The following is a 24,130-nucleotide window of genomic DNA, read 5'->3' as shown; positions in this document are numbered from 1 at the left end:
ATGCGTACGTCTCTGATCATCCCGACCCGTAACGCCTCCAGCCACCTGGCACGCCTGCTGCCGGCGCTGGAGATGCAAACCCTGCAACCTGACGAGATGCTGGTGGTGGACAGCGCCTCCAGCGATGACACCGTGGCGCGCTTTCGCGCGTTTGGTGCACGGGTCGAGGTGATCGACGCGCGCGACTTCAACCATGGCGGCACGCGGCGCTGGGCCAGCGAACAAGTAGGCGGTGAGGCGCTGATCGTGATGACCCAGGACGCGATCCCCGCCGCCCCGGAAACCTTCGCCAACCTGCTCGCAGAATTGCAGCAAGACCCGCTCAACGGCGTGGCCTACGGTCGCCAACTGCCACACCCCGATGCCGGTGTGCTGGGCGCGCAATCGCGGCACTTCAACTACCCGGAACAGAGCCGCAGCAAGAGCCTGGCCGATGCACCGGAATTAGGGATCAAGACCTGCTTCAGTTCCGACTCGTTTTCCGTGTACCGGCGCAGCGTGCTGGAAGCGGTGGGCGGTTTCCCGGCAGACGTGATCGGCAGCGAAGACGCCTTCGTGGCCGCACGCATGCTGCTCGAAGGCTACAAGGTGCGCTACGCCGCCACGGCGATGGTGCACCACTCCCACGATTACAAACTCATGGATGAGTTTCACCGCTACTTCGACATTGGCGTGTTCTACGGCCGCGAGCCGTGGATCAAGCAGGCCTTCGGCGATGCGGGTGGCGAAGGCAAGCGCTATGTGCTGGCTGAACTCAGGGCTTTGCGCAAGGCCGGCGCCCTGCACCGCATTCCCGAAGTGCTGGTGCGCAGCGCGTTCAAATTGCTCGGCTACCGGCTGGGCCATCTGGAGCGCCGTCTCCCCCTCGCCCTCAAGCGGCGCATCAGCATGTTTCCCGGTTATTGGAGGTGAGCATCATGACCTACAGGAAGTCCCCCTTGATCAAACAGACCCTGCTCGTGCTCGCCCTGCTGACGGTGGCAGGCTGTAACACGCCGGCGCGCATTGTGCCGCCGGACGGCAAGACCGTCGAAGAAGGCAAGCGCGCCCTCGACCAGCTCGCACAGCTACCGCCGGCGGTGGAACGTATCCGCATCGGCGACCAGCTGCGCATCGTGCGCGATGCCGGTGAGATGCCGACGCTGTCAGCGTTCAACGTCAGCACCATCTATGAGCTGACGCTGTACACGGTGCAGACCGACGGCAAGATCAACTACCCGTTCCTGGGGCCGATCCAAGTGGCCGGGCGCCAGCCTTCGGAATTGGCCACGGAGCTGACCACCAAGCTCGCGCCGACCTACCGCGAACCGCGCGTGACCGTAAACATCAACCAGGCACCGGGCAGCTCGATCATCGTCGGTGGCGCGGTGAACAACCCGACGGCAGTGCAGATTGCCACGGCCAACACCCTTGAGCAGGCAATCATCGGTGCCGGCGGGGTCAGCCCGGCGGGCAATGCCAGCATGGTCGCCCTGCTGCGTGAAGACGCACAGGGTGCCTATCACGCCTACTTCCTGGACTTCAGCCAACTGCTCAAGACCGGCCCCAACGGGCGCAAGCCCGTGCACCTGCAACGCGGCGATGTGGTGTTCGTGCCCAAATCCAACGTGGGCGAGCGCATCCAAGGGGTGGATACCTACCTGAACCAACTGATCCCCTTCACCAAGTCCATTGGGGTTGGCTACAACTACACACGAACCAGCGGCGGCAGTAACTAAAGGAGCGACATCCCTATGATCGAGATCCGTTCTTTTCGTGATCTTCTGCGTTTGTTCTTCATTTTCCGGCGCGAGTTCAAACTGGCGGCGATTGCCGCGCTGGTGATCATCCTGCTGGGGGCTTTCTTGCTGCCGGCCAAGTACGAATCCACTGCGCGCCTGCTGGTCAAGCCTGGGCGGGATTCGACCCTGCCCATCGAGATCAGCAACCGCCAGGCGCTGGTGATGCCCAGCACGCAGCGTGACCCGATTGTCGACGAAGAGCGCCTGCTCACCGGTCGCCCGATCGTGCGCGCGGTGGCTGAACACTACTTGGAAGTGATCGACAACGCGCCACCGCCGGAAGGTTTCTGGAAGCGCACCAAGTACTACGTCAAGAGCGGCGTGGGTGCGGTATTCGATGGCCTGCGCGTGGTGCTGGAAACCGTTGGCGTGGTTGAAAAGACTACCCCGGTTGAACGCCTGGCCGCCGGCCTGGAGAAGAACTTTGAAGTGAGTCACGCCGCCGGTTCGACGGTGATGGATATCAGCTTCAAGTGGGGCGACCCACAAATCGCCCAGGCGGTGGTCAAGGATTGGGTCGAAACCTATATCAACGAACGCACCCAGGCCCTGGGGCGCAAGAGCCTGTATGCCTTTTATGAAGGCCAGGCGGCCAACAGCGCGACCGAGATCAAGAGCTACAAGCAACAGATCCTCACGCACCTCAACGAGATCGGCGCGGCGAGTATCACCGACCGCCTGGAAGACTTGTCCGAGCGCATCAACGTACTGCGCGGCGAGACCTTCAACACTACGCGGCTGATCGCCTCGTCCGACAGCGCAATCCAGAGCACGCGCAATCAACTCAAGGGCCAGCCGAAGGAAGTCACCACGGTGCGCCAGATCGCTCTGAACCCGCAGCAGCAGGACTTGCGTCGCCTGCTTAACCAGAAGCTGCTGGAAAAGGCCGACATGATGCGCACGTACACGGACAATGCGCCGCCGGTCAAAGCCCTGGACGCGTCGATTCGTGCCATGCAGGTCCAGGTCGCCAGCGAGAGCAACACCATTCAAGCCTCGGAAAACCGCGCGCCGAACACCCTGGAAATCCACTTGCAGCGCGTGCTGCTGGATGAAACCAGTAACAACCTGGCACTGCGCACGCAGCTGGTTCAACAGCAGAAACAATTGGTGAACCTGGAAGCGCAGCGCAAGCAAGCCCTGGAGATAGAACCGGAGCTGGCCCGCCTCTCCCGCGAGCTGAACACCACCGAGCGCAATTACGCGTTGTACGTGGATAACCTAGAAAAATCGCGCATCGACCGTGAGCTGGACAACAGCCAGATCAGCAACATTGCCGTGATCGAAGAAGCAACCTTGAACCCAGGCCGCATCTTCCCGAAAACCCTGGTGATGCTAGTCCTGGCAATCCCGTTTGCGATCGTCGTCGGCTTGCTGGTGATCTACCTGTGCTACCTGCTCGACCAGCGTATTCACGACGGTGGCCTGGTGGAGCGCAAGTTTGGCCTGCCGCTGTGGACCACCCTGCCCGAGCTGGACACCACCACCGCGCAAAGCGCCAACGCGTTCAATGCGAGCATCTACCGGCTGTACAGTTTGCTGCAGCCCGCCCGTATCGCTGAACAGGGCCTGACACTCGGGCTGACCTCGGCGCGTCACGGCGAGGGGGTGACCTTTGTGGTCGAACAACTGCGCCAGTTGCTGGCCGAAAACGGCATCAATGTGCGGGTCGGAGGGCTTGAAGCGGCGGCGCCCGGCGAGGTGGTGCTGCTGGATGCCTCGGCGTTGCTGGCTAACCGCGATGCGTTTGTGACCCTGCGCCGCGCCGACCTGATCGCGCTGGTGGTGGAGGCGCGCAAAAGTACCGTGCCGGTGGTGGAGCATGCGCTGTCGATTCTCAACACGGCGTTCGGCAAGGTGGACGGCATCATCATTAACCGGCGCAAGTTCGAAGTGCCGAGCAAGGTGCTGCAGACCATTGGCAAATACCGGGGAGCGTTCTGATGCGTATCGCCCTGCTCGCGCCCTTGCCACCGGAAAAAAACGGCATCGCCGACTACGCGAACCATTTCCGTACGGCGCTGGAACAACTCGGTGTGACGGTGCTGACGCCGTTGGCCGGAGTGGCGGGCAACGCCGAGGCGATAAAGCTGGCCATTGCTGGCTTCGATTGGCAAACCGTCGACGTGGTGCACGCCGAGCTGGGCGGCGGGCGGCTGGGGGAGTTCCTGGCCCTGCGCGAGCTGCGCAAGGCTTACCCGCAACTGCCACTGACCGCCACCGTGCATGACCCGGAACGCATGGTGTGGCGGCGTGAGCATCTGCCGTTCCCTTTGAGCTTGCTGGAGCGTTTACCCAGCCCATTGCCCCAGGCGGCCGTGGTGCTGGCCGACCCGCTGACGTTGCGCGAAGAACGCCAGGTCGCCAAAGGGCTGACCCGGCTGGTGACCCTCACCCGCCTGGGTGCCGAGTGCTTGAGCCAGCGCATGCAATTGCCCGCCGGCAAAGTGGCGGTGATCAACCATGCCAACCTGGCGATTACACCGGCACCGCTGCCGTCACTGGACACGCTGCACCTGCTGTACTTCGGCTTCATCTACCGCGGCAAGGGCATCGAAGACCTGGTGCAGGCCCTGGCGGATGTGTTCAAGCAAGCCCCCGAATTACGCGACCGCGTGCGCCTGACCCTGGCCGGCGGCACTGCCCCGGAGATGGCGTTTGGCGCGGGCGGTAATTACCTGGAGCAACTGAACGCGCAGATCGCGTCACTGGGCCTGACCGCGTCCATCGACTGGCGGCTGAACCTGCCTGCCGATGAAATTGCCCACACCATCCAGGCCCACCATGCGATGGTGCTGCCGTACCGCGAATCGAAAAAACTCGGCCTGCTCGGGCGCCAGCGCGGCACCAGTGGGGCGTTGTCCTGGGCGACCGCCTGCGGGCGCGGCGCGATCACCTCCGATGCGCGCGCGTTTGCCGAGGAAGTCGCCAGTGGCAACGGCGCCATTTACCCAGAGGGTGATGTGGCTGCGCTCGGCGAACAACTGTTACGCCTGGCACGCACGCCGCTGCTGGCGCGGGATTGGGCCGAGCGTGCCGGGGAAATTGGTCGCGAACGGTTGTGGCCGTTGACGGCGCAGAAATTTGTCACGCTGTTTGACGAGGCCATCGTCGGAGCCCGCCATGTCGCGTAAACGCACTTACCTGGCCACCCTGGCGGTGGTCGCAGCCCTGGGTCTCAGCGCGTTTTTGTGGGGGCGCCAGGCCGATGCCGAGAACCATGTGCTCAAGGGCAGCAAGGTCGTGGTGTGGAAGGATTTCCTGGGGGTGAACGCGCAATTCCTGTGGTTCAGCCCTGCGCGTTACCAGATGCAGATCGACCGCCTAAAGGCCCTGGGCCTGGAATGGGTGCGCCTGGATCTGCACTGGGATCAGCTTGAACCTGCCGAGAACCAGTACCAGGTCGCAACCCTGGATCAGTTGGTCGGCAAGTTGCAGGACAACCAGCTCAAGTCGGTGTTCTACCTGGTCGGCTCGGCGCCCTTCGCGACCACCGCGCCAGCCGGTGCGCCGTATCAGGATCAATACCCGCCCAAGGATCCGAACGTGTTCGCCAACCGCATGGCGCTGTTGGCCCAGCGTTATCCCAGTGTGGATGCCTGGCAGGTGTGGAACGAGCCGAACCTGCTGGGCTTCTGGCGCCCGGTGGCGGACCCGGCCGGTTATGCCGCCCTGTTGACGACCACCGCCAATGCCTTGCGCACCGTGAACCCGAACAAGCCGGTGGTGGCCGCTGGTATGGCGTTCTTCAGTGAAATGCCTAATGGGCAGACCATGCTCGCGGCCCTCGGTGCGCTGGGTGTGGCCAGCTTGAATACGGTAATTTCCTATCACCCCTACACCCAACTGCCTGAAGGCAACGATCCGGCGAACCTGGACTTCATCGCCAAGACCACCCAACTCAACCAGGCCCTGCGCAACGGCGGCGTGCAAACCCTGTGGAGCACCGAGTGGGGCTGGTCGACTTACCCTGGGCCAAAAGACGCCCAGGACATCATCACGCTAAAAGCCCAGGCCGATTACATCGTGCGGCGCGTGGCGCTGATGAGCGCGATGGATTACGACAAAATCTTCCTGTTCACCCTCAGCGACCTCGACCAGCGCGCCAGCGTGCGCGACCAGTCGTATGGCCTGCTCGATATCGACGCCAACCCCAAGCCCGCCTACACCGCGCTGAAAAACTTCCTCGACGTCAGCGGGCCGCAACTCACGCCGGGCGACCCACCGGTTGCCGACCAGTTGCCCGGCGGTTTGTTCAGCATCGGCTGGACCCGTGCGGACGGGCGCAAGCTGTGGTTTTTCTGGTCGGCCCAGGGCGGCGACGCACATTTGCCGGGCCTGGCCAGCGCCACCTTGTACGACCCGTTGCGCGGCACCCAGACCCCGGTGAGCGGCACCAACGGCCTGACTGTACCGGTCAAGTCGAACCTGCAAATTCTGTTATGGGATTGAGGCCTGCGATGCGTATTTTATGGATCCTGCCCTACTCACCCTGGCCCGCCACCAGCGGCGGCAAGACGCGCCAGTTTCACCTGCTGCGCAGCCTGGCCGCGCGCGGGCATCGGATCACCCTGCTGCTGCATGACAAGCACCCGGTCTCCCTCACAGACCGCCAGGTGCTGGAAGCATTTCTCGAACAACTGATCATCCTGCCGCGCCGCCCGTTGCGCAGTGTGAAGACCCTCGTGGCCGGGCTGTTTGCACCCTACCCGCTGCTGGCCAGTGTGAATGGCCTGTCGAATGAACTGCAGGAAACCTTCAACTGGTTGCTGGGTGACCATTGGGACGTGGTGCAGGTTGAGCACAGCTACAGCTTCCAGCCTTACGAGGACGCGCTGGCGCGTAAATCCCAGCCGTTCGTGCTGACCGAACACAATGTCGAGTCGGCCCTCGGCGCGGCCACCTATGACCGTTTGCCGAGCTGGGCGCTGCCCTTCATTCGCTACGATCAATGGCGCTACACGCGCTGGGAACGTCGTGTGATGCGCCAGGCCACGCAGGTCGTGGCGGTGACTGACAGCGATGCACAGACCCTGACGAAGATCGCCGGCAAACCGGTGTCGGTGGTGGTCAATGGCGTGGATTGCGATCACTTCGCGGTGGCCCGTCCCGATCCATCGGCACGCCGCGTGCTGTTCCTGGGCAATTACGAATACGCCCCCAATGTGGACGCTATCGAGTGGGCGCTGGATGAGATCCTGCCCAAGGTCTGGGAGCGCTGCCCGCAGGCACGCATGAGCGTGTGTGGTTTCGGCATGCCAGCCAGCTGGCGCGAGCGCTGGCAGGACCCGCGCATTGAGTGGCAAGGTTTTGTGCCCAACCTGATAGACCTGCAATCGAGTTGCTCGGTTTTTCTTGCGCCGTTGCGCCATGGCGGCGGTTCCAAACTCAAGGTGCTTGAAGCCTTGGCCGCCGGCCTGCCGCTGGCGAGTACCGAGCAAGGTGTCTCGGGGCTCGACCTGGTAGAAGGCCTGGACTACCTGGGCGGACAGACCGCCGCGAGCCTGGCAGACGCCGTGGTGCGCCTGCTGCAGTTCCCCGATGCCGCCGTGCCCATGGGTGAAGCGGGACGCGCGTACGTGCGTCGCGCCCATGACTGGAGCGTCGCCGCCAGCCAGCTGGAGCAGGTGTACGCGAGCCTTTCGCCGTTGAATCAAAAGGAGCCCGTATGCGTGTAGGCCTGGATTACCGCACCGTCGGCACCTCGCCGCAATCGGGCATCAGCCGCCAGGTGTACGCGCTGGAAAGCGCCCTGCACAGCCTGCCGGGCATTGAGCTTGAACGGTTTACCGTGGCGCCCCTGGGCGATGAAACCCGTTTGCAGGCCCACTGCCCAGCCTGGGGCTGCGCGAAGACCGCCATGCACCAGCCGCAGAATCGCCTGCGTTTCGAGGCCGGTTTTCTACCGCGCGCGTTGCGTGAGCAGCATATCGATCTGTACATCAGCACCTTTAACATGGGCCTGCCGTTGCCGCCCAGGCCGAAAGGATTGCGCACCGTGGTGCTGCTGCATGACCTGTTTCAAATCACCCTGGACAACTACCACGCCAACCGTTTGAAGGCGCTGATCTACAAGACCAGCGATCGCCTGTCGATTGCCTACGCGGTGCACAGCGCCGACCGGGTGTGGACGCCGTCGCAATACAGTGCCGATGAAACGGTGCGGTTGTTTCCCAAGTCGGCGGGCAAAATTCGTGTGCTGCCCAATCAGGTCGATGGGTTTTCCGAACTGGCGGCGGACCTCAGCGCCCGCCAACTCCCCGAGCACTACTGGCTGCTGGTGGGCACCCGCGAGCTGCGCAAAAACGTGCCATTCCTGGTGGAGGCCTGGCAGAAAGCGCGACGCCAATCCCCTGCCGTGCCGGATTTGGTGCTGGTGGGCAGCCTCGACCATTTGCCCGAAGCCCAGCGCACCCTGCCGGGCATTCGCGCGCTGAGTGGCGTGTCGGATGCCGAATTGCACGCGCTGTACCGCCGGGCATCGCGCTTGTGGCAACCTTCGTATGCCGAGGGTTTTGGTCTGCCTGTGATCGAAGCCCTGAGCGTGGGCACCCCGGTGGCGGTGGCCAGCGGTACGTCGCTGGATGAAATCACCCCGCCGTCGGCACCGCGCTTCTCGCCCACCGATGGCCCGGCACTGACGCAGTTGATGATCAGCCTGGGCGAACGCGCCAATGAGGAATTGCCCGAGCAACAGCGCCAGTGGGCGGAGCGCTTCAACCATCACGCCTATCGCAGGCGCCTGGGCGAACTGATTGAGGATCTGAAGTGAAAATAAACTTGCCCAGCCTCTTCGCGATCCTCTTCGGCCTGCTGTTTGGCGCCCTCGCGCTGCTGCTGTCACCGGCCAAGGCGTTCCTCGCCGTGATCGGCCTGGCCGGGACCGTGACCATTCTGCGCTTTCCGCTCTGGGGCTTGTTGCTGTTTGCCCTGATCGCCACGTTCATGCCGTACTCCACGGTCAACCTGGGCATTCGCAGTACCGTCAGCGAAGCCATCCTGGCGCTGACATGGGGCGCGGTGCTGTGGCACAACTTCCTGGCCCGCTTGCCCGACACACCGAGCCTCTCCCGCCGGCCTACCGACCAGATGCTGCTGTGGCTGATGCTGTTCAGTGTGTTCCCGTTTATCGTCGGCCAGGTCACCATCCACGCCGACACCAGCGGTGTGGCCAACTGGTTGCGCTGGTTGTTGAGCCTGTCGTCGGTATTCCTCTGCGCCAAATTGCTGGTGGATCACAAGCACCGCGAATCGCTGGTAATCGCCCTGCTGCTGGGCAGCCTGGCGATGCTGGTGCTGTCGATTGCAGTGTTTGTGCGCACGCGCTCCGGGGCCAGCATTGCGCCGATCCTGGGGCTGTTCAACTACGCCAACTTCGACATGTTGAAGTTTGGCCTGGAGGCCATGTCTTCGCGCATGGGCTCGCCGTGGATGCACCCGAATGCCATCGGCGGGATCATGGCGTTGCTGCTGCCCCTGGCCTTCTGTTTCGGCATGACCGAGCAAGGCTGGAAACGCGCGCTGGGCCTGAGCGTGGCGTGCCTGGGCGCGGCGGCGCTGCTGTTGGCCAGCAGCCGCGGCGCGATGGTCAGCCTGGCATTGGTGCTGCTGTGGATGGCCACTCGCCGGGTGCCCTACACCGGCCGCCTGCTGATGATCGGCGCGGCGCTGACGGTGGCGTTGGTGATGGCTTATCCACCTTTGCAGGAGCGCCTGGCGACGATCTTTTCGTCGGATAACGCCAGTACCGAAGTGCGTTTAGACGAGTACCGCATGTTCCCGCAGGCGGTGGTGTCGTACCCGTTCGGTATTGGCTTCAAGGTCGATCCGCCCGTGCCAGGCACGCATTTGCTAGGCATCTCGAACCTGTGGCTGAACTTCATCTACAAGACCGGCATCGTCGGCATGCTGTTTTTTGTGGCGGTGACGGTGCGCTGGTGGCGTGAAGCGCGCCCGGACAGCGGCCCGATCCGCCTGACTAAGGACAATGCGCTATGGCTGGGCACCACCGCCGGGATTCTCTCGGCGCTGGTCAGCGGCCTGTTCGACCACTACTTCAGCTTTGCGGTGGTGATGGTCGCGCTGTTCTGGCTGATGGTGGGGATCAATGTGCTGGAAGCCCGCCGACTGTTTCCGGCGCGCCTGCCACAGGTAAAAAGCGTGGCGTTGCGCAAACCGCTGATTAATGGCGCGCAACCCTGATGCTGGGCTCCGCCGTCTGGCTGACCCTGGCGACACTGCTGGGCTTGTGCCTGGGCTTCGCCCGCGAATGGTTGCTGGTGGCGGCCTGGGGGGCGGGTGAGCGCAGTGATGCGTTCCTGATCGCGCTGTTTTTGCCGGAGGCGTTGCGCATGTCCCTGGCTGGCGGTGTGCTGAGTGCCGCTGCGCTGCCGCTTTATCTCGCGCGCAAAGACGACGAGCGGCTGGGCTGGTTGGCGGTGTTGTTTCCGGCATTGCTGCTGATCGCGCTGTTCATCAGCCTGCTGCTGACGCTGGTGGCGCCGTGGCTGGTGCAACTGCTCGGGCCGGGCTTGGCGGCCAGTGCGACGGCGTTGGCAAGCAGCAACTTGCAGATTGTCGCGTGGTGCGTGCCGGGTCTGATGCTGCATGCACTGTTCAGTATTCCGTTGCAGGCCAGCGAGCGTTTTGTGCTGGCAGGCTTGGGCTCATTGTTGTTCAACCTGCCGCCGGTGACCTACCTCGCGCTCGCAGGCACCGCCACCCAACCGCACGCCCTGGCACTGGCCTGCCTGGCCGGCAGCGTGTTGATGCCGTTGGCGCTGCTGCCGTCGATGTGGCGTCAGGGTTGGCGGCCATGGCATTGGCAATTGTCATTGGCGCCACTACGGGAGTTGGGCCAGCGCATCGGCCCGCTGTTGTTGAGCAATGGCGCGAGCCAGGGCCTGGCGCTGATCGAGCGGCTGGTGGCGTCGTTGCTGGGGGAAGGCGCGGTGACCTGGGTCAACCTGGCGCGCAAGCTGATGAACCTGCCGCTGATTGCGCTAATGAGCCTCAACCAGGTGCTGCTGGGCATGATGAGCCGTCGCCAGCGCGATGAACGCCTGGCCCTGCTCAAGCGCGGCCTGGAAACCGCCAGCGTGCTGACCCTGCCCGCTGGCGTTGGCCTGGTGGCGGCGGCACCGAGCCTGGTGGCGTTGCTGCTGCCCAAGCAATCGGTGGACTCGCCGTTGCCGCTGTTGCTGGCCTGGTTTGCTGTGCCACTGGTGTTCGGCGCCTGGAACGCCTTGCTCGCGCGCTATGCCTATGCCGCCGGCGATACGCGCCAGCCACTGCGCTGCGAATTGCTCGGTAGCCTGGTCAATGTGCTGCTGCTCAGCGCTCTGCCTTTTGTGTTCGGCATGGCGGGCATTCCCCTGGCTGCGCTGGCCGGGGTGATCTGCACCGCGCTACTGCTGATGCAGCGCCAGGCCTTGCTTGGCGCCCTGCACTGGGCCCGGCATTGGCTGCTCAGCGCAGTGCTGATGGGCGCGGCGGCGCTGGCGCTGTTTCGGGTTGAAGACGTGTGGCTGCAACTGGGGCTGAGCACCCTGGCCGGCGCGGTGGTGTTGCTCGGGATGGGGCTGTGGCTGAAGCCGTGGCGCAAGGCATGAACGATCAATCGGGACGACTCAGATGAAACATCGCTGGATTCAAATGGATATTGCCAAGGGTATCGGCATCCTGGTGATCGTATTTGCCCACAGCTGGTTCGTCGCCACCTCGCCGGACTTGCTGTACCCGGTACTGGCGTCGTTTATCTTGCCGTTGTTCTTCTTTTTGTCCGGGGTATTCTTCAAGCCTGAACAACCGTTCGTGGAGATGGCGGTGCGCAAGGCCGATGGCCTGCTCAAGCCGTTTTTCTTCACCATGCTCACCTATGTGATCGTGCGCAGCATTCTGCGCGGCCAGCCGCTGCTACCGGATGTGGGTGGCGTGCTGTATGCCTCGGTGGACACCATCCCGTGGCAGGCGCTGTGGTTTCTGCCGCACTTCTGGGTGGCGATCCTGTTCAGTTGGGTGATGCTGCGGTTGATCCAGCGCTTGAAGCTGTCGCTGTGGTTGAGCCTCGCGCTGGTGGCACTGCAATTGATCGTGGGCGCCTGGATGCTGCCGTGGTTCTGGCAACTGCCGGTCACCTTCGGCGAGCATACGTGGGTGCTGCCCGGCCTGCCGTTCAGCCTGGATATCACGCTGATCAGCAGCACTTACTTCATTGTCGGCTACCTGTTGCGCGATTGGTTGCGCCGGCACTCGGGTTCCTGGCTGACGCTGTTGGTCTCGATCGCGTCGTTTGCCCTGGTGTTCACCTTCACCTGGGACACCATGGACCTGGCGCAGCGGCGCTACGATCACTGGTTCTGGACCACCCTGTCGGCCGCGATCGGCGTGTACGCCTGCTGGGCACTGGCGCGGGTAATGATGGTCTCGGACAGGGTCACGCGGGCCATGACCTACATCGGCCAGAACACCTTGATCCTGCTGATCTTCCACGGCGAGATCCAGCACAAGACCTTCGACCTGATGGAGCGCTTGGGGCTGCCTGCGCTGCCGGCGGCGTGCGTGGGTTTTGTGGTGGCGGTGGTGGTGCCGTTGTTGATCGGGGAAGTGATCAAGCGGGTGGCGTTTTTGCGGTTCTTCTACTTTCCGTTGCGTAACGCGACCGGGGAGAAGGCGGCAACTTAAGGAACACTGGAAGATGCGCGGCATTGGTAGCTACACATCTCGAGAGCAACCTGTAGTGAGCGGGCTTGCCCCGCGCTGGGTGGCGAAGCCGCCCCAAACCAGGCGACTTGGTTTTGTCTGGAACTCGGCGGTGCCTCTATGGGGGCGGCTTCGCCACCCAGCGCGGGGCAAGCCCGCTCACTACAGGGTTGTGTAGGTACTTATAGCCATCGCGGGCAAGCCCGCTCCCACAGGGGGTTGTTTGTTTCAGTCGTCGAGTTGTTGCGGGGCTGGCTTGCTACCGTGTTTGGCGGGCTTGGCCCCCTTTACTGGTGCCGGGGCAACAGGTTCAGGCTCTGCGGCGGCTGCAGCTTCTTTTCGGCCATCGGCATCTGGTCAATGGCGCTGAAGAACTCCTTCAGATCAAGGGTATCCGGTGGCACGGTCTTCTCGACTTTCTTCTCACCGTCCTTGCCCACCAGGATCACTTTAGTGCCACTGCCGGCGCCCAGTTTGAGGGCACGAATCAGCGCGTTGGTTTCAGGCGGCGTGAGCTTTTTGTTGTCCTTTGGGTCCTTGGCGAACTTCTCCCCTTCGGCACCGATGCTGCCGAATTTCACGGTGTAGAACACCATGCTGCGCTCTTCAAAGGACTGCTTGGTCGCAGGCTCGTCCAACTGTTTCTTGAGGGTCGCCAAGGTGTCGTTGCCAGAATCAAGCTCCACCACCACCAGCGGCCGGGCTTTGCCCAAGTCCTGCTTGAGCGGGTTGATATCATCAGCAGCCAACAGCGGCCCCGTTAAAGCCATCAAGGTAGCCAGGGTCAGCGACCGGATGAGCATGCGCACCTCCTTTGAATTCCATGCAGGGTTCTTGAGTTTCATGTCTGCGACAGTCAAATTCAAGGATGATTCCTACACCACTTTAAGAAAGCGTAGGTCAGGGCGCCCGCTGCGCAAGGGTTTGATGGGTTCAACCGTCATTGTTTCCACTGATTGCGGAAACATCATGCGACCTTCCACTCCGGCCAATGCCTCGCAAATACGGGGGCGACAATGGGATCGGCATCCACTTGCCCCAGGCTCTGGGCAAAGCTCGGCGCCAGCCCGTTCAACGCGTCCCGTGCCTCGTCCCAGCGCGACACCGCTGCGGCCATCAAGCCCAGTGCATTCGGCGTATGGTTCGGGCCAAACAACTGCCCGGCAAACTGATCGGCAAATACCACCCAGGCCTGGTGCAGGTAGCGCCGGGTGCCCGCAACAAGCTGCGCCTGCACCGTTTCGTCGACGTCGCCGATCCAGCGTTGCGGGTAGTCGATAATGCCGATCGCCGAATAGCAATTGGCTGCGATATACACAAGGCCGCGAATGATCTGCGCACGGTTGCCGGCCAGCAGGTCGGAGCCGGGAAACTCCAGGCCCAGGTGGATCAGGATCGCTGCGCTTTCCGTCAGCACCTGGCCGTCGGGGGTGACCAGGGTGGGCACCTGTTTGAGCGGGTTGATACGGGCCAGCTCATCACTGCCCTCACCTTCCGCCCAGGAGGCCGCGTCTACCCTTCGCCACGGCACCGCACATCGTTGCAGGGCGATTTCAATCATGCAGGAACCGGATTCGTCGATGCCGTAGAGCGTGTACATGGGCCTGTCCTCCTAGCGGTGCCTGTGCCCAAGAGTGCAAGTAACCACGGAGTCGAATCAAGTGTTTTAAAACAAGCCCATTTGCCCGCCGACCAGCGTGCTGAAATCGTCATTCACAAACGGCAGGATCGCGTCGGCCACCGGCTGCAATTGCCGGGTGACGTAGTGGTCGTAGTCGATGGGTGCTTGCCGCACTTCGAGGGGTTCCGGGCCGTTGACGCTGATCACGTAGCTGATCCAGCCACCGCGCTGGTATTGACGGGGGCGGTTCAGGCGGTCGTTGTATTCGTCCGCCAGGCGCGCAGCACGCACATGCGGCGGCACGTTGCGCTCGTAATCGTCCAGCCGTCGGCGCAGCCGTTTGCGGTAGATCAGCAACTCATCGAATTCGCCGCTCAGGGTACGGCGCACGTAGTCGCGTATGTAGTCCTGATGGGGCAGGCGATGGAAAATGCGCTGGTACAGCTCCTGCTGGAATCGGCGAGCCAGGGGCGACCAGTCGCTGCGCACGGTTTCCAGGCCTTTGTAAACCATTTCTTCGCTGCCATCGCTACGCACGACAAGGCCGGCGTAGCGCTTCTTGCTGCCCTCCTCCGCGCCACGAATGGTGGGCATGAGGAAGCGCGTGAAGTGGGTTTCGTATTGCAATTCCAGGGCGCTTTGCAGGCCGAACGCCGTTTGCAGGTGCTCGTGCCACCAGTCGTTGACGTGCTGCACCAACGCCCGTCCGATGCCGCTGGCCTCTTCCTGGGAATGCGCACTGCCGAGCCAGACGAAGGTGGAGTCGGTGTCGCCGTAGATCACCTCATAGCCTTGGGCTTCGACCAGTTCGCGGGTCTGGCGCATGATCTGGTGACCGCGCAGGGTGATTGACGACGCGAGCCGTGTATCGAAGAAACGGCAGCCGCTGGAACCGAGTACGCCGTAGAAGGCGTTCATGATGATTTTCAGGGCCTGGGACAGCGGCGCATTGTGCTCGCGCTTGGCCACTTCGCGGCCTTCGGAGACCCGCGCGACGATGGAGGGCAGACAGTGCCGGGTGCGGGAAAAACGCGCGCCGCGAAAGCCTTCCACCGACGCACTGTCATCGGGGTACTTGAGGCCTTCGATCAGGCCCACCGGGTCGATCAAGAAACTACGGATGATCGACGGGTAGAGGCTTTTGTAATCGAGTACCAACACCGACTCGTAGAGGCCGGGGCGCGAGTCCATGACAAATCCGCCGGGGCTGGCCTGGGGTGGTTTGTCGCCCAGGTTTGGCGCGACAAAGCCCTGGCGGTGCATCAACGGCATATACAAATGGGTGAACGCGGCGACAGAGCCACCGTTGCGATCAGCCGGCAACCCGGTGACGCTGGCGCGCTCCAGCAGGAACTTGAGCAGCTCGGTCTTCTCGAAAATCCGCGTGACCAGCTCGCAGTCCTTGAGGTTGTATCGTGCCAGGGCGGGCTTGTCCTCGGCAAACATGCGGTTGATTTCGTCCATGCGCTGGTATGGCGTGGAGATGTCCTTGCCCTCGCCCAACAGGGTTTGCGCGACGTTCTCCAGGCTGAACGATTCGAAGCTCCAGGTCGCCGAGCGCAGGGCCTCGATGCCATCAATGATCAGCCGCCCCGGCGCCGCTGCGAAGTAGTGATTACGGCTACCGTGTTCGCGCCAGGCCATCGGCTCTTCGCCACGACCAAGCATCAGCGGCACGTTGAGGCGCTGGGCGTGTTCGTGGAGGACACGCAGGTCGAACTGCACCACGTTCCAACCGATGATCGCATCGGGGTCGTGCTGGGCAAGCCATTGGTTGAGGCGTTCGAGCAATTGCACGCGGGTGTCGCAGTAGTCGAGCTTGAAGTTCACCGCGTCGGTTTTGTTCGGCGGGCCGAGCATGTACACCTGGCGCTCGCCGCAGCCTTCGAGGGCGATGGAATAGAGATCGCCCTGGGCAGTGGTCTCGATGTCGAGGGACACCAGTTTCAGCGGCGGGCGGTAGTCGGGCGCGGGTTTCATCTGCGCGTCGCAGAGCACGCCGTTTGCGTCGGGAGTGCCACCGAACCACACCGGTGCGGTGATGAAACGCTCCATCATGTAGCGCTCGGGTGGGCGCACGTCACCTTCGTAGACATCCACACCGGCAGCGCGCAGGCGTTTTTCCACGTCCATCGCCTGGCGGTGCTGGCGGGTGTAGAGACCCAGGACCGGGCGATGATGAAAATCGCACAGCTGCAACGGGCGCAATTCGATATCGCGCTCACCCTTGAGCAGCCAATCCAGCGGCTTGCGATGGGCTTCGGGGATAAACATCACCGAGGTCTGCACGGGTAGGCGGATAAACCTAGGGCCGTGGTCGGTCGCCAGCCAAAAGCTCACCTCCGTGCCCGCCGGGGTATCACGCCAATGCCGGGTCAGGACAAAACCCTGCTGTAAATCCACCGTAACGCACCTCAGGAATCGCTTTCAGGGCGTGATTCTACTCGGCATCGCACGCGTGCGGCACGTTAACGCTCATGAAGGCTGCCCCGCAATCATGACGCTGTTTAGGGCCCAGCCTGGCTCAGATAGGTTTCGATGTTGCTCATCTGTTCGTCCCAGCCACGGGAATTCATTTTGAAGGCTTTTTGGCGCCTCGCCTCAGGCACCGCGTCAAAACCCGATTCGACCACCCGTAGCAGAATGCCCGGAGCACGGTCTTCAAGGGTGAACTCCACCAACGTCGGGGTCTCCTGGTCATAGTCGACGCCCTCTTCTACCGCGAACGGATGCCACCAGAAAGAGAACAGTGTTTGCGGCAGGATGCGTTCGATTTTCACCTTCCAGATCACATGTTCGTAACCTGGGTAGGTGATAGGCGCTTCAATGGTTTGCCCCGCGACAAATGCCTTGCCCGTGAGCGCAATCCGAAACCATCGGCCGAATTGCTCGGCGTCTGTCAGAGCTCCCCACACCTGTTTACGTGGAGCATTGAGCAGTACTTTTCGTTCTATGCGGTCCAATACGTGCATACGTCACCTCCTGCATTGACAGTAGGCGACATCGACCAATGCGCAACCTTTCGGTCACGCATTGGTGTTGCTACTTACTTCAGAATTTCCATTTGGCGTTGACCATCGCATTGCGCGGATCGCCGTAGGAACCGGAGTTGAATGTACCCATGCCGTCGTAATATTTCTTGTCGAACAGGTTGTTGACATTCAGCCCCACAGACAGATGCTCGTCCACCTTGTAGTTGGCTAACAGACCCACCACGGCGTAAGGGTCCTGTACCGCCTTGTAGTTAGGCCCGGTGTAGTTGATCTGCGTGGTGGCGTACATTTCGCTTTGCCAGGTGACGTTGCCACCCACGGTCAAGCGGTTCAGGGCACCTGGCAGGCGGTAAGAGGTGCCGAGCTTGAACAGGTTGATTGGCTGATTGACCTGGACGCGCTCACCGTCCTTGCTGTGAGACTCGCGGTAGGTATAGCCGCCGAACACGTTCCAGCCTGCGGCCACTTCACCGGAAATCTCCGTTTCGACACCGCGCGTGGTGGTGCCAGCGATGGCCTTGTAAACGGTCTTGCCCGTGGCATCGTTGCCCGAGTCGGCAGCGGTGTTCTTTTGCTCGATGTCGAACAGGGCGATGCTCGCGTTCAGCGCCCCCTGGAAAAATTCGCCCTTGAGCCCGATCTCGTAGTTATCCCCTTCCAGCGGTGCAAGCGAGCCACCACTGGCGGTCTTGTAGAACGTCTGCGGCAAGAAGATGCTGGTATAGCTGGCGTAGACCGAGTAGGTGTCGTTGAGGTCGTAGATGATGCCCGCGTAGGGTGTCACGACGCCGCTCTTCTTGGTTTTGTCGGTGTTTTTCGAGTAGGGGGCGTCCTCAGTCACCTCATCGAGCTGCTTCCACCAACTGACGCGGGTGCCGAGAATAAGGGTCAGCGGGTCCATCGGTTTCAAACGCAGCGCGCCGTAAATCCCGGTCTGTTGCAGCGTAGTCACAGTGCCGCCGACTTCGTTGTAGGAACGACGCCCATACTGCCGGCCGTCCCAGGCGAAGATGTTGTTTACATCACCATAGTCATTGTCTTGGTCGACCAAGGTACTGCTGTAGTCCGGAAAATTCAGATGGGTGCGCGAAGTGCTCGCGCCCACCACCAACTCATGCTCGCGCGCGCCCAGCTGGAACGGGCCACTGGCATACACATCCAGGGTGTCCTGGGTCTGGTAACTGTCGAGACGGTAGATGAACGCCTTGGCGCCCTGGCCGGTGATCGGGTCCGGGTAGCTGCCACTGGCGGAGGCGCCCTGCCCTTTGCGGTAGGAATACTGATGGCTGTACGCCGTCTTCAGGCCCCAGTCGTTATCCAGTTTATGGTCCAGCATCGTGGTGAAGGTGTAGCTGGTGTTGTCCATGTAGCTGGAGCGTGTAGCCGGGTTGAAGGATCGGGAAAAATGGGTCTGGCTGCCATTGCTATAGAACAACGGAATATGGCCGTAGCTGCTGCCATTGGCATCGTTGTTCTGGTAATCGAGGCTGGTGCGCAGGGTCGTGTTGTCATTCAGGTCGATATCGAGCGCGCCATACATCACACGCTTGTCTTGCTTGTACCAATCCACGAAGGCGTTCTGCTTCTGGTATACCGCGACAAACCGTCCGCGCACATTGCCGGTTTCGGTCAACGGGCCAGACACATCGACTTCGGAACGGTAACGATCCCACGCGCCTGCTTCTCCCGAAATATGGGCCTGGAAGTCTTTGGTCGGACGCTTGCGCACCAGGTTGATGGTGGCGGACGGAGTGCCTGCACCGCTCATCAAGCCTGTGGCGCCCCGCACGACCTCGACACGGTCATAGATGGCCATGTCCGAGAGCGGGCCGATGAACTGCTGGGACTCGTTGGCAACCTGGGACGGAATGCCGTCGTACTGGAAGTTCTGGATATCGAAGCCGCGGGAGTAAAAGGAGTATCGCTCGCTGTCACGATGGTTGCTGGTGATGCCGGGCGTGAAGCTCAGCACCTCGTTGAGCGTGGACAGGTGCTGGTCGTCCATCAGTTGGCGGGTGACCACACTGACCGACTGCGGCGTTTCGCGCAGTGTCAGCGGCAACTTGGTCGCGGTGCTGGTCGCGCCAGTGGTGTAGGAGCCGCTGTTTTCGGTGGTCAGGCCCAGCCCTTCGGCGTTAATACTGGTGGCCCCAAGGGTCAACGCACCGCCAGTGCCTTGGGGCGCGAGGCCGTAACTGCCGTCGTTATTCGCGGCCAGGGCCAGATTGCTGTCGGCCAATAGTCGGGCGAAGCCTTGTTCGACGCTATACGTACCCTGCAGACCGACGCTTTGCTTGCCAGCAGTCAGGCCGGAATCGAAGGACAAGACCACGCCAGCGTCGCTGGCAAATCGGCTCAACACCGAACCCAGTGGGCCGGGGGCAATGGAGAAAGCCTGCTGCTGGCTGGCCGCCATTGCGTTGGAGCCTGTCCCAAATATCGGGGCCATCAGCCCGGTCTGCACCATCAGCGACACGCCAAACAACGCCACCTGCAAGGGCTTTTTGCGAAATGAGCGAAGCGGTTGAGTGGCGACTGAAATATGCCCTGCGCGCATGTTGACTCCTGAGGGTTCGAAACGAATGAAGGGGGGTTTGCAGGAGGAGTCGAACGAGGTGCGGCAAATCGACAACAGTGGGTGATAATTATTTTCAACCGCGCGGGACGACTGTCGTCCAGTAACGGGTGCGTGTAATGAGTCGCACCGGCAGGGCGTGGGTCAAGGCGTTAAGGGTCAGGTCGATATCGTCCAGGGAATAAGCACCCGAGACCATCAGATGGCTGATCTCAGTGGCACACCCCAGATAACCCGGGCGGTAGCGAGCCAGTTCGGCCAGCAGGCGATCCAGTCGCCAATCGTCGACGATCAGCCGTCCTTGCGCCCATGCGCCGTCACCGGGCTCGTTGGCCCGTCGGGACAGCATGCGCTGTGTATCGAACGTGACTGTCTGGCCGGCGGTGACGACGGTCTCAGCCGGCTCGCTGCCCTGACGCACCGCCACAGCGTGTTGTAATACGCTCATCGCCGTGAAGTCATCGAACTGGCGCACGGTAAAGCGTGTGCCCAACGCGCGTATTTCACCCTGGGCACTGCGGACCAGCAATGGACGTGGGTCGGGGGCGGTTTCCACCAGGATTTCTCCGGCGCGCAAAATCAGCAGTCGTTGCTCGGCGGTGTAGCGGATATCCACGGAACTGGCAGTGTTGAGGGACAGCCGCGTGCCATCGTCCAGGCTTAGGCTATGGCGCTCGCCCGTGGTAGTGCGTTGATCGGCCATCCATTGCGGTGCCTGTCGATACCCCGACCAACCAACGGCGCTCACACCGGCGCCGATCACCACGCTCTTGAGCAATGTGCGGCGCCCAAATCGCCGGGATTGATCGGCGGCGGCGTCCATCACATTGATGGCTACCACACCTGGCAAGCACTGGAGTTGGCTCTGCAGCATTTCAACGCGCTGCCACGCCCATTGGTTCAGCGAACTTTCCTCACGCCAGGCGAGCCAAGCCGAGTGCAACTCAGAGTCACCGGGCTCGGCAGCCAAACGGGCGACCCATTGGGCTGCCGCGCTGAGTGCATGGCGTTGTAGATTACTGGCCACCGTTAATGCTCTAGGGCGAAAATCAGACAATGCTCGGTGGCCTTGGCAATATATTTGGTCACCGAACTTACCGATACCTGTAGCTCTTCGGCAATTTCCTTGTAAGGCATACCCTGCAACTGCGAGAGCAGAAAGGCGCGCTTAGCCTTGTGCCCAAGACCGTCAAGCATGACATCAAGACGCTGCAGGGTTTCTATGATCAATAGCCGCTCTTGCGGCGAAATCGCATAGGCCTGCGGTTGCTCGGCCAAGGCCTGGAGGTAAGCCTGCTCAAGGGCTTTGCGGCGAAAGCTGTCGATCATCACGCGCTTGGCAATCGTCACCAGAAAGTGCCGGGGCTCCTTCAAGTCAGCGGCCACCGGCTGCGCGCGCTCGGCCAGCAACAAACGGATAAAGGTGTCTTGAGCCAGGTCTGCAGCCTGATGGGAACAACCCAGGCGCGCACGTAGCCAACTGACCAACCAGCGGTGGTGGTCACCGTAGAGTTGGCCAATAGGTTCGTGGATAGGATGAGGCCCAGCGGACAACGGCATAGTGATATTGCGCACGAATGAGAACGCTTCGCAATTTAGAGCAATGTAGGACTAAGGGCAATGGCTTGTATGACGGTGATGCGCAACACGGCGGTAAAAGGTAGATTCTCCCCCTCCCCCTGAGGTGACGCACCATGACTCAACAGCTCCATGGAAGTTGTTTCTGCAAAGCCGTGCAGTATCAGCTGGACAGCTTGGATATGCCCATCAGCCACTGCCATTGCGACAGCTGCCGCAAGGTGCATGCGGCGGCCTTTGTGGCGACGGCCGGCGTGATGCGCGAACACTTTCGCTGGACGCGAGGCGTGGAACTGCTAGCGTCTTTCGAATCTTCGCCAGGCAAACTCAGGCATTTCTGCTCGCGCTGTGGCTCGCATCTGATGGCAGAGCGTGGGCATCAACCCCATGTCATTGTGCGGGTGGCGACGCTGGATGATGACCCGGGCGTCACGGCCACCGCGCATATCTGGACAGCCCATGACGTGCCCTGGCTTGCCTACGAAGGCGTAGAGCAATGGGACGAATGGCAAGTTTGATTTAAACCTTTGGGTCGCCAGGCGTCTTAGCCGGCGTCGCATATTGCGGTTTCAGGTGGCCTTCCTGATCGAGCAACCAGGCATCCATAATCTGACGCACTACCGGCCCCGCGACGCGGCCGCCGGCCTCGCCGTTTTCGATCATCACCGAGATCACGATTTTCGGGTGCTCCGCCGGAGCGAAGCCGACGAACAAGGCGTTGTCACGGTGGCGCTCCAGGGTCTTTTCGCGGTTGTAACGCTCACCCTGCTTGATCGCCACCACTTGCGCCGTACCACTCTTGCCGGCAATGCGGTATTGCGCGCCTTGTGCCGCCGCGCGGGCAATACCGCGTGGATCGTGCATCACCAGTTGCATGCCGTGGTTGACCTGCTCCCAATCGCGCGGGTCCTTAAGGACCACGTTAGGCATAGGATTTTCATCCACGGGCGGCACGCCGTTGATGGTCTTGGCCAGATGCGGTCGGTTCCACACACCTTTATTGGCGATCAAAGCAGTGGCCTGGGCCAGTTGCAGCGGCGTGACTTGCATATAGCCCTGACCGATACCGAGAATCACGGTTTCACCCGGGAACCACGGCTGACGCCGGGTGGCGCGCTTCCAGGCCTGGGATGGCATCAGGCCGGCTGACTCTTCGAACATATCCAGCGACACTTTCTGGCCCAGGCCGAATTCCGCCAAGTAGTCGTGCAAGCGGTCAATGCCAAGCTTGTGGGCCAGGTCGTAAAAGTAGGTGTCGTTGGAGCGCATGATGGCGGCGTCCATGTCTACCCAGCCGTCGCCGCTGTGGTTCCAATTGCGGTATTTGTGGTCAAAATCCGGCAGTTGGTAGTAACCAGGGTCGAAGACACGGGTTTGCGGCGTGACGACACCGCTGTCGAGGCCGGCAATGGCGACTTCAGGCTTGATGGTCGAGCCCGGCGCGTAAAGCCCTCTAAGGACGCGGTTGAACAGTGGCCGGTCGATGGAGTCATGCAACGCGGCATATTCCTTGAAGCTGATGCCGGTAACGAACAGGTTTGGGTCGAAACTCGGCTTGCTGACCATGGCCAGCACTTCCCCGGTTTGCGGGTCGAGGGCAACCACCGAGCCGCGGCGATCACCGAGGGCTTCTTCCGCCGCTTCCTGAAGGTGCACGTCGAGGCTCAGCACAATGTTTTTACCCGGGATCGGATCCGTGTGTTTGAGTACGCGAAGTACGCGGCCCTGAGCATTGGTCTCGACTTCTTCATAGCCTACGTGACCATGCAGCTCGGACTCGTAGAAGCGCTCGATACCGGTCTTGCCGATGGATTGCGTACCGCGATACTCCACAGAGTCGAGGGCTTTGGATTCTTTCTCATTGATCCGCCCCACATACCCGATGGAATGGGCAAAGTGGGCGCCCAGAGGATAGTGGCGAACGAATTGCGGTTCTACGTCTACCCCAGGCAGGCGGAACTCGTTCACAGCCAGCAGCGCAATCTGTTCTTCGGTCAGCTCGTAAAACAATGTCACAGGCACGAAGGGGTGGCGTGCTTGTTTTAGCGCCTTGTCGAACACTGCACGGTCTTCGATGGGCAGGTGCAGCAAACTGACGATGGCATCCAGCTCACCTTTGAGGTCAGTGGTGCGCTCACGGGTGATGGTCAGGTTGTAGCTGGGGCGGTTGTCGGCAAGCACCACACCATTGCGGTCATAGATCAACCCGCGCGTTGGTGTGATGGGCAACACGTGGACACGGTTGTTTTCAGAAATCGTAGAGTGATAGTCATATTGCACCACCTGCAGGAAATACATGCGGCCTACCAAGGCACAGGTGATGCCGATCACTAACAGTGCGCAGGCGAGCAGGCGCTTGTTGACCAGGCGGTTTTCTTTTTCGTGATCTTTGATCGGTATCGGTTCAGGCATTTCTACAGCATCTCGTTAAAGAAGGTCGACGCCGCGTCCTGCGGATGAAAGATCAATCCCTGTGAAAATGTGCTGCACCATACCAAAAATGCAGAAACACTTTGTATCGATTTCCCCAACGGTATGCCGGATGAGGGATTTTTCATGGAGGTTCGGGGTACGGCAAGGGGAACGGTGACAGGCCCTTACTCCTGAGACTTTTCGACCGTCCAAAACAAAACCCCTGTTCGCGTTAGCAAACAGGGGTTCTGGAATTTAATCTTGACGATGACCTACTCTCACATGGGGAAACCCCACACTACCATCGGCGATGCATCGTTTCACTACTGAGTTCGGGATGGGATCAGGTGGTTCCAATGCTCTATGGTCGTCAAGAAATTCGGGTACTGAGTCGTGACCAGATGGCCTCGCTTCAGCAAATTGGGTATGTGACAGCTTTCGGTGTTTTCGTGAGATCGAACTTTCGGTT

Annotated in this window: 18 protein-coding genes, 1 rRNA gene and 1 pseudogene; 11 read left to right on the top strand and 9 right to left on the bottom strand. The window is 61.5% G+C overall.

Annotated features, from left to right (window positions below; all coding sequences use genetic code 11):
* From AB4O35_RS15465 to AB4O35_RS15420, 10 genes are read left to right on the top strand one after another with little or no spacing between them, the layout of a single operon-like run.
* Entirely contained in the window at positions 1 to 912 is a 912-nt protein-coding gene (locus AB4O35_RS15465) for a glycosyltransferase family 2 protein (RefSeq protein WP_065945884.1), read from the top strand.
* Positions 913 to 941: 29 nt separating this feature from the next.
* Positions 942 to 1,718 carry a polysaccharide biosynthesis/export family protein gene (locus tag AB4O35_RS15460; protein WP_065874645.1) on the top strand — a complete coding sequence of 259 codons (777 nt, stop codon included), beginning with the start codon at positions 942 to 944 and terminating at the stop codon, positions 1,716 to 1,718.
* Between the two features lie 15 nt (positions 1,719 to 1,733).
* Complete coding sequence (locus AB4O35_RS15455) at positions 1,734 to 3,725, top strand: GumC family protein (RefSeq protein ID WP_065874604.1); 1,992 nt, start codon at positions 1,734 to 1,736, stop codon at positions 3,723 to 3,725.
* The gene (locus AB4O35_RS15450) at positions 3,725 to 4,915 is read left to right on the top strand and encodes a glycosyltransferase (protein ID WP_065874603.1); all 1,191 of its coding nucleotides are present in this window, start codon (positions 3,725 to 3,727) and stop codon (positions 4,913 to 4,915) included. Before AB4O35_RS15455 ends, AB4O35_RS15450 begins: the two co-directional genes overlap by 1 nt.
* The gene (locus AB4O35_RS15445; protein ID WP_065874602.1) at positions 4,905 to 6,233 is read left to right on the top strand and encodes a GH39 family glycosyl hydrolase; all 1,329 of its coding nucleotides are present in this window, start codon (positions 4,905 to 4,907) and stop codon (positions 6,231 to 6,233) included. The genes AB4O35_RS15450 and AB4O35_RS15445 overlap by 11 nt, the downstream gene beginning before the upstream one ends.
* Before the next feature lie 8 nt (positions 6,234 to 6,241).
* A complete protein-coding gene (locus tag AB4O35_RS15440) occupies positions 6,242 to 7,459 on the top strand; it encodes a glycosyltransferase family 4 protein (RefSeq protein ID WP_065874601.1) in 1,218 nt (405 codons plus the stop codon).
* Positions 7,450 to 8,553 carry a glycosyltransferase family 4 protein gene (locus tag AB4O35_RS15435; RefSeq protein ID WP_065874600.1) on the top strand — a complete coding sequence of 368 codons (1,104 nt, stop codon included), beginning with the start codon at positions 7,450 to 7,452 and terminating at the stop codon, positions 8,551 to 8,553. The genes AB4O35_RS15440 and AB4O35_RS15435 overlap by 10 nt, the downstream gene beginning before the upstream one ends.
* A 2-nt stretch (positions 8,554 to 8,555) precedes the next feature.
* A complete protein-coding gene (locus tag AB4O35_RS15430; RefSeq protein ID WP_065874644.1) occupies positions 8,556 to 9,983 on the top strand; it encodes an O-antigen ligase family protein in 1,428 nt (475 codons plus the stop codon).
* Positions 9,983 to 11,392 carry a lipid II flippase MurJ gene (locus AB4O35_RS15425; RefSeq protein WP_065910730.1) on the top strand — a complete coding sequence of 470 codons (1,410 nt, stop codon included), beginning with the start codon at positions 9,983 to 9,985 and terminating at the stop codon, positions 11,390 to 11,392. The genes AB4O35_RS15430 and AB4O35_RS15425 overlap by 1 nt, the downstream gene beginning before the upstream one ends.
* Before the next feature lie 22 nt (positions 11,393 to 11,414).
* Positions 11,415 to 12,464: an acyltransferase family protein gene (locus tag AB4O35_RS15420; protein WP_065874598.1), complete on the top strand. Its 1,050-nt coding sequence runs from the start codon at positions 11,415 to 11,417 to the stop codon at positions 12,462 to 12,464.
* 246 nt (positions 12,465 to 12,710) lie between these two features.
* Here AB4O35_RS15420 and AB4O35_RS15415 read toward each other — a convergent pair.
* The 7 genes and pseudogenes from AB4O35_RS15415 to AB4O35_RS15385 form a co-directional block, all read right to left on the bottom strand.
* Positions 12,711 to 13,285 (bottom strand): annotated as a pseudogene (locus tag AB4O35_RS15415) (DUF4174 domain-containing protein).
* A gap of 164 nt (positions 13,286 to 13,449) precedes the next feature.
* Positions 13,450 to 14,082 (bottom strand): glutathione S-transferase N-terminal domain-containing protein, encoded by a 633-nt coding sequence (locus tag AB4O35_RS15410; RefSeq protein ID WP_065889176.1) that lies wholly within the window; start codon positions 14,080 to 14,082, stop codon positions 13,450 to 13,452.
* Between the two features lie 66 nt (positions 14,083 to 14,148).
* Positions 14,149 to 16,506: a DNA polymerase II gene (locus AB4O35_RS15405; RefSeq protein WP_065910731.1), complete on the bottom strand. Its 2,358-nt coding sequence runs from the start codon at positions 16,504 to 16,506 to the stop codon at positions 14,149 to 14,151.
* Positions 16,507 to 16,610: 104 nt separating this feature from the next.
* A complete protein-coding gene (locus AB4O35_RS15400) occupies positions 16,611 to 17,075 on the bottom strand; it encodes an SRPBCC family protein (protein ID WP_065910732.1) in 465 nt (154 codons plus the stop codon).
* A 79-nt stretch (positions 17,076 to 17,154) separates the two neighbouring features.
* Positions 17,155 to 19,653, bottom strand: a complete 2,499-nt coding sequence (locus AB4O35_RS15395) for a TonB-dependent siderophore receptor (RefSeq protein ID WP_065910733.1) — start codon at positions 19,651 to 19,653, stop codon at positions 17,155 to 17,157.
* A gap of 94 nt (positions 19,654 to 19,747) precedes the next feature.
* Positions 19,748 to 20,698, bottom strand: coding sequence for a FecR domain-containing protein (locus AB4O35_RS15390; protein WP_065910734.1), 951 nt, complete (start codon positions 20,696 to 20,698; stop codon positions 19,748 to 19,750).
* A gap of 2 nt (positions 20,699 to 20,700) precedes the next feature.
* Positions 20,701 to 21,231 (bottom strand): sigma-70 family RNA polymerase sigma factor, encoded by a 531-nt coding sequence (locus AB4O35_RS15385; protein WP_065910735.1) that lies wholly within the window; start codon positions 21,229 to 21,231, stop codon positions 20,701 to 20,703.
* Between the two features lie 134 nt (positions 21,232 to 21,365).
* On the opposite strand from AB4O35_RS15385, the gene AB4O35_RS15380 reads away from it, so the two are divergent.
* Complete coding sequence (locus tag AB4O35_RS15380; RefSeq protein WP_065910736.1) at positions 21,366 to 21,767, top strand: GFA family protein; 402 nt, start codon at positions 21,366 to 21,368, stop codon at positions 21,765 to 21,767.
* Position 21,768: 1 nt separating this feature from the next.
* Here the strand turns inward: AB4O35_RS15380 and mrdA are convergent, their stop codons facing one another.
* Positions 21,769 to 23,661, bottom strand: coding sequence for a penicillin-binding protein 2 (gene mrdA, locus AB4O35_RS15375; RefSeq protein ID WP_065910737.1), 1,893 nt, complete (start codon positions 23,659 to 23,661; stop codon positions 21,769 to 21,771).
* 259 nt (positions 23,662 to 23,920) lie between these two features.
* Positions 23,921 to 24,036 (bottom strand): 5S ribosomal RNA (rrf, locus tag AB4O35_RS15370).
* Positions 24,037 to 24,130 lie beyond the last annotated feature (94 nt).

It is taken from the genome of Pseudomonas sp. H1_A03 (genome assembly GCF_054685145.1).
Note: the sequence above shows the minus strand (reverse complement) of the source record. Positions and strands in the feature narration are given on the sequence as shown.